14 protein-coding genes are annotated in these 18,095 nt (G+C 62.4%); 5 read left to right on the top strand and 9 right to left on the bottom strand.

Features of this window, described 5'->3' with window-relative positions:
• Nucleotides 1-60: 60 nt before the first annotated feature.
• Both F757_RS0132700 and F757_RS0132695 read left to right on the top strand, forming a co-directional pair.
• Nucleotides 61-1,665 (top strand): arylsulfatase, encoded by a 1,605-nt coding sequence (locus F757_RS0132700; RefSeq protein WP_027215038.1) that lies wholly within the window; start codon nt 61-63, stop codon nt 1,663-1,665.
• Between the two features lie 59 nt (nt 1,666-1,724).
• Nucleotides 1,725-3,014 (top strand): anaerobic sulfatase maturase, encoded by a 1,290-nt coding sequence (locus tag F757_RS0132695; RefSeq protein ID WP_027215037.1) that lies wholly within the window; start codon nt 1,725-1,727, stop codon nt 3,012-3,014.
• A 65-nt stretch (nt 3,015-3,079) separates the two neighbouring features.
• Here F757_RS0132695 and F757_RS0132690 read toward each other — a convergent pair whose 3' ends face one another.
• A complete protein-coding gene (locus F757_RS0132690; RefSeq protein ID WP_027215036.1) occupies nt 3,080-3,826 on the bottom strand; it encodes an SDR family NAD(P)-dependent oxidoreductase in 747 nt (248 codons plus the stop codon).
• A 430-nt stretch (nt 3,827-4,256) separates the two neighbouring features.
• On the opposite strand from F757_RS0132690, the gene F757_RS0132685 reads away from it, so the two are divergent.
• Together F757_RS0132685 and F757_RS0132680 are read left to right on the top strand one after the other, a co-directional pair.
• Nucleotides 4,257-5,369 carry a CaiB/BaiF CoA transferase family protein gene (locus tag F757_RS0132685; RefSeq protein WP_027215035.1) on the top strand — a complete coding sequence of 371 codons (1,113 nt, stop codon included), beginning with the start codon at nt 4,257-4,259 and terminating at the stop codon, nt 5,367-5,369.
• A gap of 49 nt (nt 5,370-5,418) precedes the next feature.
• A complete protein-coding gene (locus tag F757_RS0132680; RefSeq protein ID WP_027215034.1) occupies nt 5,419-6,564 on the top strand; it encodes an acyl-CoA dehydrogenase family protein in 1,146 nt (381 codons plus the stop codon).
• Between the two features lie 307 nt (nt 6,565-6,871).
• Here F757_RS0132680 and F757_RS0132675 read toward each other — a convergent pair whose 3' ends face one another.
• From F757_RS0132675 to F757_RS0132640, 8 genes are all read right to left on the bottom strand, one after another.
• Complete coding sequence (locus F757_RS0132675; protein ID WP_027215033.1) at nt 6,872-7,771, bottom strand: SDR family NAD(P)-dependent oxidoreductase; 900 nt, start codon at nt 7,769-7,771, stop codon at nt 6,872-6,874.
• Between the two features lie 35 nt (nt 7,772-7,806).
• Nucleotides 7,807-8,262, bottom strand: coding sequence for a MaoC family dehydratase (locus F757_RS0132670; protein ID WP_027215032.1), 456 nt, complete (start codon nt 8,260-8,262; stop codon nt 7,807-7,809).
• Nucleotides 8,259-9,413, bottom strand: coding sequence for an acyl-CoA dehydrogenase family protein (locus F757_RS0132665; protein ID WP_027215031.1), 1,155 nt, complete (start codon nt 9,411-9,413; stop codon nt 8,259-8,261). Before F757_RS0132665 ends, F757_RS0132670 begins: the two co-directional genes overlap by 4 nt.
• A 14-nt stretch (nt 9,414-9,427) precedes the next feature.
• Entirely contained in the window at nt 9,428-10,627 is a 1,200-nt protein-coding gene (locus F757_RS0132660) for an acyl-CoA dehydrogenase (RefSeq protein ID WP_027215030.1), read from the bottom strand.
• Between the two features lie 11 nt (nt 10,628-10,638).
• Nucleotides 10,639-11,820: a lipid-transfer protein gene (locus tag F757_RS0132655; protein WP_027215029.1), complete on the bottom strand. Its 1,182-nt coding sequence runs from the start codon at nt 11,818-11,820 to the stop codon at nt 10,639-10,641.
• 169 nt (nt 11,821-11,989) lie between these two features.
• Nucleotides 11,990-13,132, bottom strand: a complete 1,143-nt coding sequence (locus F757_RS0132650; RefSeq protein ID WP_027215028.1) for an acyl-CoA dehydrogenase family protein — start codon at nt 13,130-13,132, stop codon at nt 11,990-11,992.
• A 23-nt stretch (nt 13,133-13,155) separates the two neighbouring features.
• Nucleotides 13,156-14,397 (bottom strand): thiolase family protein, encoded by a 1,242-nt coding sequence (locus tag F757_RS0132645; RefSeq protein WP_027215027.1) that lies wholly within the window; start codon nt 14,395-14,397, stop codon nt 13,156-13,158.
• 36 nt (nt 14,398-14,433) lie between these two features.
• The gene (locus tag F757_RS0132640) at nt 14,434-15,204 is read right to left on the bottom strand and encodes an enoyl-CoA hydratase/isomerase family protein (protein WP_027215026.1); all 771 of its coding nucleotides are present in this window, start codon (nt 15,202-15,204) and stop codon (nt 14,434-14,436) included.
• 186 nt (nt 15,205-15,390) lie between these two features.
• On the opposite strand from F757_RS0132640, the gene F757_RS0132635 reads away from it, so the two are divergent.
• Nucleotides 15,391-18,093 carry a LuxR C-terminal-related transcriptional regulator gene (locus tag F757_RS0132635; protein ID WP_027215025.1) on the top strand — a complete coding sequence of 901 codons (2,703 nt, stop codon included), beginning with the start codon at nt 15,391-15,393 and terminating at the stop codon, nt 18,091-18,093.
• Nucleotides 18,094-18,095: the final 2 nt, after the last annotated feature.

The raw sequence follows: 18,095 nt of genomic DNA, 5'->3' as shown, positions 1-18,095 counted from the left end.
ATGGTTCGGGCCACTGCCAACATTCAATTAGTTTTCCTCAACCACCCGTGCGAGGTAGGAATGAACGCTTGCCCCAGACGCCTGGCGTTGGTATCCGAGGTCGGTGCAGCGCTGGTTGCACTTTCGTTGCTTGCAGGACCGGCGCAGGCGCAGGCAACCCGGCAGAAGCCCAACATCATCCTTCTCGTTTCAGACGATACCGGCTGGGGCGACCTCGGCATGTACGGCGGAGGCGAAGGTCGCGGCGCGCCCACGCCTAACCTCGACAGGATGGCACGCGAAGGCATGCAGTTCTGGAACTTCTACGGCCAGCCAAGCTGCACGCCGGGGCGCGCGGCAATGCAGACGGGGCGCCTTCCGAATCGCAGCGGCATGACGACCGTTGCGGCACCAGGCCAGGGCGGCGGCCTGCCGCGCGGGGAGGTGACGATTGCGGACGTGCTCAAACAAGCCGGCTATTCCACGTTCTTCGCGGGCAAGTGGCATCTCGGGGAAGCGGAATACGCGCTGCCTACCGCGCACGGTTATGACGAGATGAAGAACGTTCTGCTGTACCACCTGAACGCGTACACGTACGCCGACCCCGCCTGGAATCCCGATTGGCCTGAAGGCGTGCCGAAGGTTGATCCACTGGGCGAACTGGAAGGCAAGGCAGGGCAGAAATACACGGAAACGAGAAAAATCACGGGTGATCAGATCGCCACACTGGACCAGGGAATTGAAACGTCATCGGAAAACTATATCAAGGCGCACGCGCATGACAGCCGCCCGTTTTTCATGAGCATCAATTTCACGAAGAACCACCAGCCGAATCTTCCCGCGCCCGAGTTCGCCGGCAAGTCCGCGGTCAAGACGAAGTACGGTGATGCGGTAGTCGAACTGGATACGCGCGTCGGCCGCATTCTGGACACGGTCAGAAACGCCGGCATCGAAAACGAAACGCTGGTGTTCTATACGGTGGACAACGGCGCGTGGCAAGACGTCTATCCCGATTCCGGATGGACGCCCTTTCGTGGAACCAAAGGCACGGACATGGAAGCGGGCAGCCGCGTGCCGGCCATTGCGTGGTGGCCGGGGCGTATCAAGCCTAACGGCAGTTGCTGGGATATCGTCGGCGGGCTCGACCTGATGGCCACGTTCGCAGCGATCGCCGACACCAGACTGCCGACCGTGGACAGGGACGGCAAGGCCACCATCTTCGACAGTTACGACTTCTCGCCGGTTCTGCTTGGAACGGGTAAAACCAAACGCAACTTCTGGGTCTACCAGACCGAAGACGAAATATCTCCGGGAGCGGTGCGGGTCGGCAAATTCAAAGTGGTATTCAATCTGCGCGGCGACTACCCACCTTTTTCTAACGACAACACCACCGGCTGGCGCGGTCCCGACAAATACGTTGCGACCGTCCCTCGCCTTTACGACCTTCAGGCGGACCCGGGCGAGCACTACGACATCTTCATGACGAACTGGACAGAGAAAAGCTGGACCATGCCCATTTTCGACGACGTGCTCAAACGCGTTTTGCAGTCGTATATCAAGTACCCGCCTCGGGAGCCGCAGAGCCTTAGTTATACCGGGCCGGTTCGCAATTCGCAGTTCCAGCGGGTGGAAGCATTGAAGAGCCGGCTAGATGCGCTTCAGCGCGCCGCCGCCGCAGGCAATTAACAAACAGCGCCACGCGAAGCCGCGTGGCTTTTCAACAGGTACTACCGGATTTCAGATCTATGGCCGAGGCCAACCACGCGTTTCCGATTCACTTTTTTCCTACCGGCCAGTCTGGGAATGAACCGGCCCCACCCGAGCGCAAGGGCCGCTTCCACGCGATGGCCAAGGCGATCGGCTCAACTTGCAATATCGATTGCACCTACTGTTATTACCTGCACAAAGAGCACCTTTTGCAGCAGCGTCGTGGGCATCGAATGGAGACCACGATGCTCGAGCGCTACATCCGCCAATACATCGAGGCACAGAACGGCGACGAGGTGATCTTCTCCTGGCAAGGCGGCGAACCGACCATGCTTGGCCTCGAATTTTTCCGCGACATTGTCGCGCTACAGAAAAAGTACAAGCCCGAAGGACGACGGATCGAAAACGATCTCCAGACAAACGGCACGCTGCTAACGGACGAGTGGTGCGAATTCCTGAAGGAGCATGGCTTTCTGGTCGGCATCAGCATCGACGGTCCGCGCGAGTTGCACGACATTTACCGCCTCGATCGGAAAGCGCAGCCTACGTTCGACCAGGTCATGCGCGGCGTCGCACTGCTGCGAAAGCACGGCGTGAAGTTCAACACGCTGACCGTCGTCAACCGCAGCAACGCAAAACGTCCCGTCGACGTTTATAAGTTTTTGCGCAACGAGATAGGCTCCACGTATATGCAGTTCATCCCGTGTGTCGAACCGAAGGACTTTCGAACGGTCGCGCCGGGCGTTGCATCCTCGCAGTCCATGCCGCTCGTCGGCTCCGACGCGGCGCGGCCCGGAACCGCCAACTCCATCGTGACGGACTGGTCTGTCGATCCGCAGGACTGGGGCTACTTCCTTTCTCGCACGTTCGACGAATGGTACAAGCGAGACATGGGCGTGATTCTGGTCAATCTGTTCGAGACGGCCGTTGTCCAGTCGATGGGCCAGCCGGCGCAAACTTGCGTCACTGCAGAGTTCTGCGGAAAAGCGCTGGCCGTCGAGCATGACGGTACCGTCTACTCCTGCGATCACTTTGTGTATCCTGAGTATGCGCTAGGCAATCTCCAAACGGCGCACCTCGGCACAATGGCGTTCTCCGAGCGGCAAATGGATTTCGGGTTCTCGAAACGCGAGAGCTTGCCGAAGTACTGCCGCGAGTGCAAATACCTGAACTCCTGCTGGGGCGAGTGCCCGAAAAACCGCCTGCTGCGGACGCCCGATGGCGAGCCGGGACTGAACTACCTGTGCCAGGGAATCAAGCGATTCCACGATCACGCCGGCCCGCGCATCAGACAAGTCGCGGCTACGCTTGCCAACGCGTCGAGATAGTGTGGATAGTGGGATAGCCGCGATTCGCGGCTTTGCGACGCCGCTGCCGTTTGTCTGGCACGCCGTCAGCGCGTGCCGCAATCCATGTCGATGGTCAGCGCGTTCAGGTAAGCGTTGCCAATAATGTGCTCGACCAGAGCCGCGAATTCGTCCGGCTTGCCCATGCGGCGCGGGAACAGCATTTTTTCGACGAGCGCGTCTGAGACCTTCGGCGGCATACCGGCGGACATCCCGGACTCGAACAGACCCGGCGCGACCGATACCACGCGGATGCCATGCTCGGCCAGATCACGCGCGATGGGAAGCGTCATGCCGATCACACCTGCTTTGCTCGCGCTGTAGGCGGCCTGGCCCATCTGGCCCTGGCGCGCGGCACCGGATGACGTGTTGATGATCACGCCGCGTTCGCCGGTATCCGCGGGCTCGTTATGTGTCATCGCAAGTGCCGCGTGCCTGATCACGTTGAACGTGCCAGTAAGATTCACGGACAGCACCCGGTTCCACACATCCGACGGAAACAACTGACCTTTGGAGACAGTCTTGCAGGGCCCGAGGATGCCTGCGCAACTGACCGCCACGTGGATCGCGCCATGCCGGTCGACAACCGCGTCGATACCCTCTTTCACGCTCGACTCGTTGGCCACGTCAACTGCAATAGCCGTCATATCGCGGCCTAGCGCCTCACTGAGTTTCGACTGGTTAAGATCGAAGCCGACCACGCGCGCTCCCGCTGCCGCAAGCCTTCGACATGTCGCGAGACCGAGACCTGATGCCGCGCCCGTCACCACCACTACCGCGTTCTTCAAATTCATCTGAGATCCTCGGTTTTGTCGTTGAACCAGGACGCCGCAACTGCAACTCGCGTCCCTCGAAAAGGCGCAGTCACTCGAGCGGGGACAGCGCGCAACGCACGCAATCCGAAAGCGGCTTGGGCCTGGGCATGGCACGAAGGCCAGGCTTTCGCTGCCCCGACTGCCCCAATACTGTCTCGCGCACTTCACGCGCCGTCTTCAGCACTTCTGCTTTCGCGTCGCGCTTGAGCTGGCAGCCCGCTCGTTCTGAACACGGCTTGAAGATTCGGCTATGTCGCGCCTCGTCGACGAACCCGCCGCCGGTTCACCGCATTGCGATCCGTACAAGCATAGGCGACTCTGAATCACCACTGTCCCCCTCAAGAATAGGGGGAGCCGCGGCTACCGGTGCTCACTATCATGGGTTGCGTCCCATAAAAGGTAGCCACCCATGACAACAAAGAGACAAGGTCCGCTAGCCGGGCTCAAGGTGCTGGAAATCGCGGGCATTGGACCGGGGCCTTTTTGCGGCATGCTGTTGGCCGACCTCGGCGCGGATGTCGTCGTGGTGGACCGCGCCGAGGCGGAGCCCGGCGCGCTTGATCTGGGCCGCGCGCAGATCGCCAATCGCGGCAAGCGTTCGGTGAGCGTGGACCTGAAGACGCCGGAAGGCGTCGAAGCAGTGCTGCGTCTTGTGGGGCAGTGCGACGCGCTGATCGAAGGCATGCGTCCGGGTGTCATGGAGCGGCTGGGTCTCGGGCCGCACATCTGCCTGCAACGCAATCCGCGCCTCGTCTATGGGCGCATGACCGGCTGGGGACAGCACGGCCCGCTTGCGCACGCCGCGGGTCACGATCTGAACTACATCGCGCTGTCCGGCGCGCTCTGGTACGCAGGCCAACCGGGCGAAGCGCCGATCACGCCACCGAGCCTTGTCGGCGATGTGGGCGGCGGCGCCATGTACCTTGCCGTGGGTCTGCTCGCGGGCATCATGAACGCACGCGCTACGGGCACGGGCCAGGTGGTCGATGCGGCCATTGTCGACGGCAGCGCGCATATGACGTCGCTACTGCTGGCGCTCCAGGCCTCAGGACACATGCGCGTGCAACGCGGCCAGAGCCTGCTGGATGGCCCGCACTGGTACAACACCTACCAATGCGCGGACGGCGCTTACATCTCCGTTGGTTCTCTCGAACCGAAGTTCTATCGCGAGTTGCGCGAGAAGCTGGGTCTCGGCACCGACCCAGAGTTCGACAAAGCTTACGATCCCTCCGCATGGCCGCGCTTGCGGGAGCGGCTAGCTGCGCTCTTCGCGAGCCGCTCCCGCGATGAATGGTGCTCGCTGCTCGAAGGCACGGACGCGTGCTTTGCGCCGGTGCTGGCTCCCGACGAAGCAGCCGATCACCCCCACATGCGCGCGCGCGGCGTCTACCTGCGGGAAGACGGCGTTCTGCAAGTGTCGCCCGCCCCACGCTTTTCTGCCACGCCCGCCGGGCGGCCCGGGCCGATTCCACGACGCGGCGAGCACAACGAAGCCGTGCTGCGCGACTGGTCCGGCGGCTGATCCGCAGCCCACCATTAGAAACGCATGATCAACGCGAAGGCACATCCTCATGACTGACACCTCCAACGCATTCTTCACCGAGCAGCAGACGCTGATTCGCAATACCGCGCGGCGCGTGGCAAGCGAGATCGTCGCACCGACCGCCGCGCAACGCGATGTGACGTCCGCGTGGCCGGGCGACGAGTTGAAGGCGCTCGCCGAACTCGGCTTTCTCGGCATGCTGATTCCCGAGCAATACGGCGGCACAGGGACCGGCGTGCTCGACTTCTGCCTCGCGCAACATGAAATTGCCGCCGTGGACGCGGGCGTCGCCACTATCGTGCACGTCCACAACTTTACGGCGATGTGCATTGTCCAGCACGGAACGCAAGAGCAGAAGCAACGTTATCTGCCCGCCATGGCGCGTGGGGAATCGATCGGCGCGTTCCTGCTGACCGAGCCGCACGCCGGCTCGGATACCGCCGCGCTGCGGGCCACGGCGCGCCGCGATGGCGACCATTACGTGCTCAACGGCACCAAGCAATTCATCTCGAACGGAAGCGAGGCCGGTGTCGGCGTCGCGTTCGCGATTACTGACAAAACGGCAGGCAAGCGCGGCGCGAGCACATTCATCATCGACCCGAAAGCGCCCGGCTACCACGTGACACGCGTCGAAAACAAGCTTGGTCAGCACACCGCGCATACCGCGCAGATTTCGCTCGAGGACTACCGCGTGCCGGCCGTGAATCTGCTGGGCGCCGAGGGCGACGGTTATCGCACCGTAATGGGCGGGCTTTGCGACGGCCGGATCGGCATCGGCTTCATTGCGGCGGGCGTCGCGCGGGCCGCGTTGGATGCGGCCGTGCGTTATGCGCGCGAACGGGAAGCCTATGGCGCGCCCATCATCAAACTCCAGGGCGTGGCGTTCGACCTTGCGGATATGGCCGCGCAGGTGGAGGTCGCCTGGCAGTATTGCGTTCATGCCGCGCGTTTGCGGGACACGGGGGCCGACTGCATCAAGGAAGCGTCCATTGCCAAGATGTTCGCGAGCGAAATTGCCGAAAAGGTCTGCTCGGACGCCCTACAGATTCACGGCGGCTACGGCTATCTGACCGACTTCGCTGTCGAACGGTTTTTACGCGACGTGCGGATTTGCAAGATTTATGAAGGGACAAGCCACATTCAGAAGCTGATAATTTCGCGGCATCTTGAGTGAGGTGATGAGGTGATGAGGCGTTGTGTTACGTCAACGCTCGAGGCCCGTGGCGCGCGGTGCATTGCGCGCCATGCGGGGCATGGTGTCTGTTGGTTCCGTGGTTCCGTGGTTCCGTGGTTCCGGGTTCCGTGGTTCCGTGGTTCCGTGGTTCCGTGGTCCGGTGGTCCGGTGGTTCGGTGATTCACAACGTCACGCCATGAGCCGTGAAGCGAGGCCGGAGACCGGAGACTTCGCGACGCGCTCAATGCAAAAAGGCCGCCGCACATCGCGGCGACCTTGGAGCCCGTGCGTTTGCTTCTCTTATCTATTAGCCGCACACGAGCTTGAGAAACGCCTGAACCTGATGGCCCGATTCGTCGTAGGCGCGCGCCGTGCTCCAGTTGGCGATATCGCCGAAGCGTGCCGCAACGCCTTCGGGAGTGACCTCTTCATCGGGCAGCAGCACCGGCTCGGTTTCCACCACCGTCGCAGCCGCAAACGCGCCGCCGCCGGCCGCCACGATAGTCTTCGACGGCGCTTCATCGCTCGCAAGAAACAGCACGGCAGGCGTCACGCGCTCGGGCTGGATTCGCTGCAACATTACTTCCGGCAGAATATCGGCGGTCATGCGCGTGGCAGCGACCGGCGCGATCGTGTTCACCTTGATATTGTTCTTGCGGCCCTCGGTGGTCAGCGCATTCATGAGGCCGATCACGCCCATCTTGGCCGCGCCGTAGTTCGCCTGGCCAAAGTTGCCATACATGCCCGACGATGACGTGGTCATCACAATTCGCCCATAGGCCTGTTCGCGCATGATCTCCCACACGGCCTTCGAGCAATTGATGGAGCCCATCAGATGCACGTCCAGCACCGCGCAGATATCGCGCATCTCGAGCTTCGCGAAGCTCTTGTCGCGCAAGATGCCCGCGTTGTTCACGAGAATGTCGACGCGGCCGAACTCGGCTGCCGCCCGCTTGACCATCGCCTGCACCTGCTCGTAGTCGGCCACGTTTGCGCCGTCGGCAATGGCCGTACCGCCAGCCCTGCGAATCTCCTTGACCACAGCCAGCGCGGCGTCAGACGATCCGCCGGTGCCATCGCGCGCGCCGCCGAAATCATTGACGACGACTTTCGCCCCACGCTCAGCGAAAGCAAGCGCGTGAGCGCGGCCGAGGCCAGCGCCCGCCCCCGTCACGATCGCGACCTTTCCGTCGAAACGAATACTCATGTGAATGTCTCCTGATTCATTGTCAAAGGGGAACGTCAGGGAAAGAGCCGTGTGATCGATTCGGCGATGCACGCGGGCTTTTCGGCGCCTTCGCATTCAACGGTCATCTCGGTCTTTATCTGTGCGCCGCCGCCGTTCACTGCCGTCCAATCCATGAGCCGGAAGTGCGCGCGAAGACGGCTATTCACCGGCACGGGCGCAATGAAGCGCACCTTGTCCAGGCCGTAATTCAGTCCGCTCCTTGTTTCCTTGATCTCGAATGCGGTAGCGAGGAACGCAGGCAGGAGGCTCAACGTCAGAAAGCCGTGCGCGATGGTGCCGCCAAACGGCCCCTGCCTGGCACGCTCGACGTCTACATGAATCCATTGATGATCGCCCGTTGCGTCTGCGAACTGGTTGATGCGCTGCTGGTCGATCAGCAGCCAGTCACTCGTGCCGATCGCCTCGCCGACGAGCGGCTGCAAGTCCGCAATCTTCTCGAAACTTTTCATGCGTGGTTTTCCTTTTCAAGCAGATCTTTTTGCAGCTGTGCCGCACACGCGGCGTCATGTGCATCGCCGCTGCCGAACAGCACGTCGGCCACGACTGCCCGTTTATAGAAGTGACCGACCTGGTACTCTTCCGTCATGCCAATGCCGCCGTGCAACTGAATGGCTTGCGCGCACACGAAGCGGGCCGCCCGCCCGACAATCGACTTGGCCTGTGATACGGCGCGCAGCCGCGCCGGTTCGTCGCCGTTTTCGATTGACTCAAGAAGCGCGTACAGCATCGAGCGCGCGAGTTCCATTTCGGCGGCCATGTCCGCGATGCGATGCTGCAATACCTGGAAACTGGCGATAGGCACACCGAACTGGTTGCGCACCTTGAGATACTCGGCCGTCAGTTCAATCGCCTTTTCCATTGCGCCGACCAGTTCCGCGCAGAGTGCGGCCGTCGCGTGCGCCAAACCGACGCGCAGCGCGGGCAAGCCCTTGCCCCGTTCGCCTAGCACGGCATCGCGCGTGACCTGCACCTGGCCGAACGCGAGTTCGGCGGCAAAGCTTCCGTCGTGCAGCGGCACAACACGGCGCGAGAGGCCCGGCGTGTCCGCGTGCACGAGAAAGAGCGTGATGCCGTCTGCGTCGGGCGTGATGGCCGACACCACGAAACTCTGCGCGTCGGCGCCGCCCAGCACCAGCGTTTTGCTGCCGCTAAGCGAATAGCCATTCGACGTTGTGCTCGCACGCAAGCTCACCGTTTCCGGGAAGCCACGCGACTGAGCCTCGCTGTACGCAAGCGCGAACTTGCGCGAGCCGTCGGCGAGTTGCGGCAGCCAGCATGCGTTCTGCGAAGGTGTGCCCGCCGCCAGCAGCGTTTGTGCGGCCAGCACGGCACAGCCGAGATACGGCTGCGTCACCAGTCCACGGCCGAATTCATGCGCGATCAGCACGGTATCGAGCAATGTGCCGCCAAGACCGCCGTACGCGTCAGGCAGCGCCGCAGCCAGCCAGCCGTTCGTTGCGAAAGTTTGCCAATGCGCCGCGTCGCATGTGGAACGCGCGTTGATGAGCGCAGTGCGGGCTTCAAAGCTGTATGCCCTCTCCACAAAACGACGGACGCTGTCCTGCAGCAATTGCTGCTCTGCATTGAGATTGAAGTTCATGATCGGCAGGCGGCTTAGAGTTGAAACAGCATCTTTGCGATAATGCCGCGCTGGACCTCGCTGGTCCCGCCGTAGATCGTCGACGCCCGGCGGAAGAACATCTCGTTGGCCACACCGCGGCCGAGGTCCTGAAACGGCAACGGCTCGTCATGGCAGGGGTCATGAGGCTCAGGGTACGCAACGGCGCCGTAGTCGCCGAGCGCCTCGACCATGAACTCGCTCATACGCTGCTGCAACTCTGTACCGCGCACTTTCAGAATCGATCCGAGCGCATGCGCCGCCGGGCTGTGGTCCTGCTCCATCGCCGCGACCCGCTGAACCATCATCGCAATTGCGTTGACTTCCGCTTCCAGACGGGCGAGCCGCAACGCGAAGGCCGGCTGTGCAATCAGCGCCTCGCCGCCGACACGTTGCACGGTCGCCAGCTTTCGCAACTGCATCAGATAGCGGCGCAACAAGGGCAGCTCGGCCGCGCTCGCATGCTCGTTATTCAGCAGAAACTTGGTGATTTTCCAGCCGTCGCCTTCCGCGCCTACCCGGTTAGCAACCGGCACGCGCACGTTGTCGAAGAACGTTTCGTTCAGGTGATGACAGTCGTCGATACTGCGGATCGGCCGCACAGTGATGCCGGGCGTTTTCATGTCGACCAGCAGGAAACTGATGCCGGCCTGTTTTTTCACCTCGGTGTCGGTGCGTACCAGCAGGAAAATCCAGTCGGACTCGTGTGCATAGCTCGTCCAGATCTTCTGGCCGTTGACGACATAACAATCTGCGTCGCGCTCGGCGCGGGTGCGCAGCGACGCAAGGTCCGATCCCGAACCAGGCTCGGAAAAGCCTTGGCACCACAAACGCTCGCCATCGAGAATGTGCGGAACATGCGCGGCCTTCTGCTCCTCAGACGCGAATTCGTTTAGCACCGGTCCGAGCAGCTTTTGCGCGAAGCCGTCTTGCGTGGGCGCGCCTGCCGCCACGCACTCTTCGTCGAACACAAGCCGCTGCAACACGCTCCAGCCTGTGCCGCCATCTTTCTTCGCCCAGTAGGGCGCGCCCCAGGCTTTGCTGTTCAGAATTTTCTGCCAGCGCACGAGATCCGGACGCATTGAGCGAACGCTGCCGACCGGCTTGCCCGCCAGGTCGCGCGGCAGATGCTCGCGCAGGAACGCACGGACCTCCGCGCGGAACGCACCGAGGCCGGGATCGGGTTGGAAATCCATCGATGTCTCCCTCAGTTGCGATACATGGTCACGACGCACGCGCCGCCAATGCCGACGTTGTGCTGCAACGCAACGCGAGCATTGCCGACTTGCCGCTCGCCGGCAGCGCCGCGAAGCTGCTGGACCAGTTCGGTACATTGCGCGAGACCTGTTGCGCCAAGCGGATGACCCTTCGACAACAGCCCACCCGACGGATTGACGACATAGCGCCCGCCATAGGTGTTGTCGCCCGCGTCGATAAATCCGGCAGCGCCCCCTTCCGGACACAGACCAAGCGCTTCGTACGTGATCAGTTCGTTGTGCGCGAAACAGTCGTGCAACTCAATCACGTCGAGATCTTCGGCACCGATGCCCGCCGCCTCGTACACCTGGCGCGCCGCGTTCTTCGCCATGCCGAAGCCGGCCACGTCGCGCAAGTCGTCGCCTTCCAGCGATTCGGGGCCGTCTGTAGTCAGCGCCTGCGCTGCAATCCAGACCCGCGAATCCAGGCCGCGACTGCGCGCGAAGTCCTCGCTACAGAGAACAGCCGCCGCCGCGCCACAGGTTGGCGGACAAGCCATCAGGCGGGTCATGACGCCGGGCCAGACGACCTGGTCGGCCATCACCTCTTCAGGCGAAACAACCTTGCGGAACACGGCGAGCGGATTGTTGGCCGCATGGCGACTGGCCTTCGCGCGAATCTTTGCGAAGCTTTCGAGCGGTGTGCCGAAGCGCTTCATGTGCTCCACGCCCGCCCCGCCGAAGATACGCAAGGCCGGCGCGATTTCCGTTGGCACACCGAGACGATCGCACTGCTTCAGGAACAGCTCGGAGGGCAACGGCCGGTCATTGAAGTAACTGCCGAGCGCGCCGGGGTTCATCTGCTCGAAGCCGACAACGAGCGCAATGTCGAGCGCACCTGCTGCAATCGCCTGACGCGCGAGGAAAAGCCCCGTGGATCCTGTCGAGCAGTTATTGTTGACGTTGATGATGGGCAGCCCCGTCATGCCGACGTGATAAAGCGCACGTTGTCCCGCCGTGGAGTCCCCATAAACGAAGCATGCATACGCCTGCTGAATCGTTTGATATGAGACGCCCGCATCGGTCAATGCGAGCCTTGCGGCCTGCGCGCCCATCAGGTCATAGGTTTCGCTGGCGCCAGGCTTCCTGAATGGGACCATGCCTACTCCCGCGACGACGACTTTGCGCGTCATACGTTCTCCTCCATTCGTTATGAACGCCCCACCGAGCGAGCCGGTATCACTTCATGATACGCAGCCGCGCCGACCACCGCGCCCCTGGTTTCAAGGGGTAATCGCGACACGCTCGCCGCTATGCGGCCACAACGTTGCGCCGTGGACCAGCCAATGCGACGCGTCGCACTCAGACGAAAGCAGCAACGCCCGTCAGCGCGCGCGAGATGATCAGTTGCTGGATCTCCGTGGTGCCGTCAGGAATGGGGATGATGATCGCCTCCCGAAGCAGACGTTCCACGTTGAACTCCTTCGTGATGCCGTTGCCGCCGTGCAATTGAACCGCGTCACGGCACACCTGGACCGCCGCCTCGGTCGCGAACGCCTTGGCCATCGAAGCCTGCATGTCGCACCGCACCCCGGCGTCGATCAGGCCGAACACGCGCTGACACATCAACCGCGCCGCATCGACCATGATCGCCATGTTGGCGATCTTTGCGGCGATCAACTGGTGCGCAGCAATCAGCTTGCCGAACTGCTTGCGCTGCGTCGCATACGCAATGGACTCCTCCAGCGCCGCGCGCATGATGCCGACCGAAAGCGTGCCGACGTGCGCCCGCGCAGTCTCGAACACCTTCATCGTATTACGCAGACCGTCGCCCTCTTCGCCAATCAGGTTGGTGGCGGGTACTCGCGCGTCCGTGATAAAAATTTGCGCGGTGGACTGCGAACTGAGTGCGATTTTCTCGATGTTGCGCGACTCGTAGCCGTGCTCCTTGCGGTCGATCAGGATATGCGAGAGGCCTTTGTCGCCCCGTACAGTGCAGATCAGCACGTCCGAATACACGCCGTTCGTGATCCACGTCTTTTCACCGTTGATGATGAAGTGATCGCCGTCGCGCACGGCCCGCGTCTTGAGCTCAGCCACGTTGGAGCCCACGTCGGGCTCGCTGATGCAGATGGAGCCGAAAATCTTGCCGGCAAGGCAATCGGGCATATAGCGCTCGCGGACCTCGGGCCGGGCGTTCGCCAGCATCGACGCGAGCCCCATGTTGAGCATCACGCACAGCGCCACGTCGCACGAACAGGCCACCAGTTCTTCGAACAGCATGCCTTGCATCGTGAACGACCACCCCATGCCGCCGTACTCGACGGGAATCGTGCACCCGGGCAGGCCGAATTCCGCAATGCGCTGCGTGAGTTCGCGCATGCGCTCTTTCGGAATGAAACGGTCGCGGTACTCTTTGACCACGGGTTTGACTTCCGACTGCAGGAATTTGCGGAAGCTTTCTACAGCCAGGTTTTGCTCTTCAGTGGGCAAATGGAACGGCATGTCGTGTCTCTCGATTATTTGATTTAAGCGCGCCCGAAGATACCGATGTGGTCGATGCTTTCCTCGACGCCCCAAAGGCCGCCGCCGTTGCCCTGAATGGCGAATCTTGCGCCATGCACCTGGCGCGGTCCGCATTCGCCACGCAACTGCTCGACCAGCTCGAAGATCTGTCCGAGACCTGTCGCGCCGATCGGATGTCCCTTCGATTCGAGGCCGCCCGACGGATTGATCGGCAGACGCCCGCCGAGGCTCGACTCGCCGCGCTCGGCCATCGCGCCGCTTTCGCCGGGCTTGCACAAGCCCAGGTTCTCGCACAGCGCGATTTCGCCAATTGACGAAGCGTCATGCAACTCCGCCACGTTGATGTCATCGGGCCCGATACCCGCTTCCTCGTACGCCAGCTTCGCGGCGTGTACCGTGATGTGGTTCGCCAGATCGTCGCCTGCGCGCTGGGACGCCGAGCGCACGATAGTCGCGAGCACGCGTACCGCGCGGCTGCGATTGAAACCGTAGCGCTTGAGAGCGGACTCCGTGCAGAGAATCGCGGCGGCCGCACCGTCCGATATCGGCGAGCACATGGGCAATGTGAGCGGAAAGGTGATAGGCGGCGCTGCGAGAATTTCTTCGACCGACATCGCCTTACGGTATTGCGAACGCTCGTTGTGCACCGAGTGGCCGTGGTTCTTCGACGAAACCGCCGCGAACTGCCGCTGCGTGATGCCGTGCCGAGCCATCAACTGACGGCCGATGCCCGCATAAACGTCCATGAACACGCTATACGGTTTGTCCGATGTCGTGCCGGGCGGCGCCGTGACGCCCTTGCCCAGTTCCACCATTTGCGCGGCGTTTGCCTCGGCTGTCTCCACGTCCCACGCCGAATCGAACACGGAGAACATGCGTGCCTTGTCGTGCGAGTACATTTTTTCCGCGCCCACGGCAAGCACCACTTCCGCCATGCCGGCGCGCAACTGCGTCACCGCTAGATGGAATGCGCTGCTCGCCGACGCGCAGGCGCTTTCGACGTTGTGAATCGGAATGCCACCCAGGCCGAGCGGAATCAGCGCGACCTGGCCGCGGATCATGTGCTGCCCCTGCATGTGCCCTTGCGTCGTATTGCCGAAATACGCCGCCTCGATCCATTTGCGCTCGCAACCGGAGTCCTTGAGCGCGTCTTCGACGGCCCAAGCTGTCAGTTGCTTGACCGACTTGTCCAGATGACGGCCAAACGGCGTCATGCCGACGCCCACGATATAGATGTTTTCCATGGTCTTTGCTTCGAGTTCGTATCGGTTAGCGGAGCCTCAGCAGCCTTTGAACTGCGGTTCGCGCTTTTCCGCGAATGCCCGCAGTCCTTCTTTAACGTCGTACGAACGCTGGTGATTGCGCAGTTCCAGCAGCTCGTGGCGCAGCGCATCCGCCGCGGTCTTGTCCGCGGCTTCGTTGGCGACGCGTTTCATGCGCGCGAGCACCAGCGGGCTCTTTTTCGCGAGACGGTCTGCGAGCGCCTGGGCACGCGGCTTCAATTCAGAGTCCGGCAGCACCTCGTTGACTAGACCGTGCAATTTCAATTCGGCAGCGCTCATTGAGTCGCCCGTGAAGAGCAGATAGCGAGCGACGTTGGCCGGCACTTTGCGCGGCAGGATAGCGGCGCCGCCCGCACCCGGAAACACGCCGAAATTCGAATGGGCGTCGCCAAGGCGCGCGGAATCGGCGGCAAGCACGAGGTCGCACGCAAGCACGACTTCCAGACCGCCCGCCAGTGCAATACCGTTGACGGCCGCAATGACCGGCTTCGGAAACGCACGCAAGGTGTCGAAGAACTCGACGATCAGTTCGAGAAACTCGCGCTTTTCCGGGCATGGCGGCTCCGCCGCCTCGATCAGATCCGCGCCTGCGCAGAATGCGCGCCCGTTGCCCGTCAACACGACGACGCGCACCGCGTCGTCAGTGCGCCAGGCATTGAGTTGCGCGCTCAGGCCCGTCGCCATGTCGCGATTGAGGCTGTTCATTGCGGCTGGCCGGTCCATCGTCAACCAGCCGACCGAACCCACCACCGTCTGCGAATAACTCATCTCCCCTCCGGATGTTGACGAACGCCATTGCGTGACGTTGCGGTTGTGATAAGTTAGGTCCGGCCATCCTATTAATCACCCCTCGTTGTGAGGGGGCCATTTACAGCCGCAGATGAGCGAAGGTGGAGGGCAAAGACGGAGCCGCAGCGCCGCCCGTCTGCCGCCATGCATAGACCGTGTGACCCTTTGAATACGCCCTTCATCAAACATCTGGTTTCTACCAGGTTCTCGCCACCGCGCATCGGCGCCAAGCACGTCGAGCGCACCGATCTGCTCGCGCAGCTCGAGCGCATGCAGCACTGCCGGCTTGCGCTCGTCACGGGCAGCGCGGGCTATGGCAAGACCACGCTGCTTGCGCAATGGCGCCAGACATGTCTGAAAGCAGGCGCGGAAGTCGCGTGGCTGTCGCTCACCGCGGAGGACAAGGGCTACATCGCTTTCTGCACTGCGCTGTTCGCTGCCATGCAGCGCGGCGGTATTCCTGTCGAAATGGATTTGCCGCTTGAAGAAACAAGCGCGCCGGCCATGGACGCCTCCATTGCCGCGATCGTCGAGGCAGCGCTGGATCTACCCAAAGACCTCTATCTGATCATCGACGATTATCACTACGTCGAAGCACCGCTCGCGCACCGGTTCATGCAGAAGCTGCTCGATCACGGCCCGGGCAACCTGCATCTCGTGATCGCCTCGCGCGTCGCACCGCCGCTCGGGCTGAGCCGGCTGCGCATGATGGATCAGATCGTCGAGGTGGACAGTGCGGCACTGCCGTTCGACCTCCCGGAAACACGCGCTTTCATCGACGAAAATCTCGGACCCGGCAAGCTCAACGCAGACGAACTCACGCTCATTCACGACCTCACGAGCGGCTGGCCTTCGTGCATCCAGCTTATCGCCATCATGCTGAAAAACCGGCCTGAAACACGGGCCGCACTGCACGATCTTGTCTGGCGCTCGAGCGATCTGCAAACGTACCTCAGCGAAGAAGTCATGGCGTATCTGCCGGCGGAACTGACCAGTTTCGCCGAAGCGCTGTCCGTGTTTCGCCGCTTCAGTGCGCCGCTTGCGCGCCATGTCACGCACAACGCGAATACGGCTCAACTGCTCAAACGCATGGAAGACGAGAATCTGCTGATCATGCGCGTCGACTCCGACGACCGCCTCAGCTGGTTCCGCTTTCATCCGCTGTTCGGCGAGTATCTGACAACGCGGCTCGCGGGCCGAGACCCGGCTGCGGTGCGCGACCTGCACAGGCGGGCGGCTCAATGGTTCGCCGGTCACGGCCTGCTCGTCGAAGCCGTGCGGCACGCCAGCATGGGCGAAGACGTGGAGTTTGCGGCCTCCGTCATAGAACGGGCTGCGCCTGCCACCTGGAGCCTCGAATATCTGGGCCCAACGCTTCATCTGCTGGAACATCTGCCAGAAGAAATCCTGCTCGCGCATCAACGGCTGCTGTTCATCGCGTGCCTGGCGGTGGCTTTGACCACGCGGCCGGTAAAAGCCAAAACGTGGCTCGCGCAACTACAATCGCGCTCGTCCTCAGGCGATCCCGAGGTCGCGCACAGCATCCCGCTGATCAGTGCGGCCATTGCATTCCAGCAGGACGACTCGCAGCGCATGATCGATCTGCTTGAACCGCATCGCGACGTGCCGCTGGAAAATCCGTTTCTCGAATACATGCGCCTCGCCGCGCTGAGCGCGGCTTACGGCGCGGCGGGCCGATACGCGGATGCAAAACGTCTGTTCGACACGCACCCCATTCCGCCCGCCGACGAGCATAACGACATGGCTCTCGTAGCCCAGGCAACACACGCGTCGGCATTGCTGCTGCAGGGCAACGCGCGCGAAGCCGAGCGCGTGGGCTCGGCACTGCTGACTCGCTCCATTCAGGCGGTCGGCCGTTATTCGATCAGCGCGAACATCTGTGCGAGCGTGCTCGCTGAGGTCTACTACGAACTGGATCGCATCGACGACGCCCGCGAAACCATCGCCAATCGCCGTGGCCTGCTGCAATCGTCGGGGCCGGACGTGATGATCCGCACGTCGTTGTGCCGTGCGCGACTCGACCTGCTGCAAGAAAGTGCGGACGCGGCGTTGACTTTCTTGCGGCATCAGGTGGCGCACCTGCGCAGCATGCGCCAGGTGCGTGCTGTCGCTCACATGCTGGCCGAGCAGGTCAAGGTGTTGCTCGTCAAGGGAGACCGCACGCAGGCGCGCGAGGTTTACCTGTCGCTAGAGGAACTCGCGCTGGCGTATCCGGCGGAACAGGGCCTGAAGGCGGAAATTCCCGCCATCGCAGCGCTGGCAAAGGCACGGCTGTTACGCGACGAGGAGCCCGAGACAGCATTGCGTGCGCTGCAGGTGACGCGCAGCCACGCCGAGGCGTTCGGCAGAGGCAGGTTGACAGCGCTGACGGACCTGCTTTCGGCCATTATCTTCGCCGACCAGAAAAGCGCTGACGACGCCCAGGTGTGCCTCGTAAGAAGTGTGGAAGCCGCGCAGCGCCTTGGCCTCGTGCGCACCTTCATCGACGAAGGGCCGCCGGCCGGCAAGCTGCTGGCCAGCATGGTGCGCGAGAGGAAACTGGACGGTGCCGCGCTGCGCTACGCGACGGAGCTGCTCGACAAATTCCCCGAGGCCGCCGTTCCAGACGGTACGTCGGGCAGCGTGCGTCGGCATGGAGGGTCGAAATTGCAACCCGTCCTGACACAGCGCGAAGTCGAAATCATTGGCCTCGTCGCGCAGGCGATGTCGAACAAGCGCATCGCCCTCTCGCTCAATATCACGCTGGAGACGGTCAAATGGAATCTGCGGAACATCTTTGGCAAGCTCGGCGTGTCCAGCCGCTATGACGCAATGGTGTGGGCGCGCAAGCATGACCTGATTCAATAGCA

Source organism: Burkholderia sp. WSM2232, from assembly GCF_000472545.1.
In the GTDB taxonomy this organism is placed as follows: Bacteria; Pseudomonadota; Gammaproteobacteria; order Burkholderiales; family Burkholderiaceae; genus Paraburkholderia.
Note: the sequence above shows the minus strand (reverse complement) of the source record. Positions and strands in the feature narration are given on the sequence as shown.

Coding starts and splice junctions, on each gene's coding strand:
- F757_RS0132680 (WP_027215034.1), top strand. CDS start 5,419: ATGACTGACACCTCCAACGCATTCTTCACCGAGCAGCAGACGCTGATT.
- F757_RS0132640 (WP_027215026.1), bottom strand. CDS start 15,204: ATGAGTTATTCGCAGACGGTGGTGGGTTCGGTCGGCTGGTTGACGATG.
- F757_RS0132665 (WP_027215031.1), bottom strand. CDS start 9,413: ATGAACTTCAATCTCAATGCAGAGCAGCAATTGCTGCAGGACAGCGTC.
- F757_RS0132670 (WP_027215032.1), bottom strand. CDS start 8,262: ATGAAAAGTTTCGAGAAGATTGCGGACTTGCAGCCGCTCGTCGGCGAG.
- F757_RS0132645 (WP_027215027.1), bottom strand. CDS start 14,397: ATGGAAAACATCTATATCGTGGGCGTCGGCATGACGCCGTTTGGCCGT.
- F757_RS0132700 (WP_027215038.1), top strand. CDS start 61: ATGAACGCTTGCCCCAGACGCCTGGCGTTGGTATCCGAGGTCGGTGCA.
- F757_RS0132660 (WP_027215030.1), bottom strand. CDS start 10,627: ATGGATTTCCAACCCGATCCCGGCCTCGGTGCGTTCCGCGCGGAGGTC.
- F757_RS0132675 (WP_027215033.1), bottom strand. CDS start 7,771: ATGAGTATTCGTTTCGACGGAAAGGTCGCGATCGTGACGGGGGCGGGC.
- F757_RS0132690 (WP_027215036.1), bottom strand. CDS start 3,826: ATGAATTTGAAGAACGCGGTAGTGGTGGTGACGGGCGCGGCATCAGGT.
- F757_RS0132695 (WP_027215037.1), top strand. CDS start 1,725: ATGGCCGAGGCCAACCACGCGTTTCCGATTCACTTTTTTCCTACCGGC.
- F757_RS0132685 (WP_027215035.1), top strand. CDS start 4,257: ATGACAACAAAGAGACAAGGTCCGCTAGCCGGGCTCAAGGTGCTGGAA.
- F757_RS0132650 (WP_027215028.1), bottom strand. CDS start 13,132: ATGCCGTTCCATTTGCCCACTGAAGAGCAAAACCTGGCTGTAGAAAGC.
- F757_RS0132655 (WP_027215029.1), bottom strand. CDS start 11,820: ATGACGCGCAAAGTCGTCGTCGCGGGAGTAGGCATGGTCCCATTCAGG.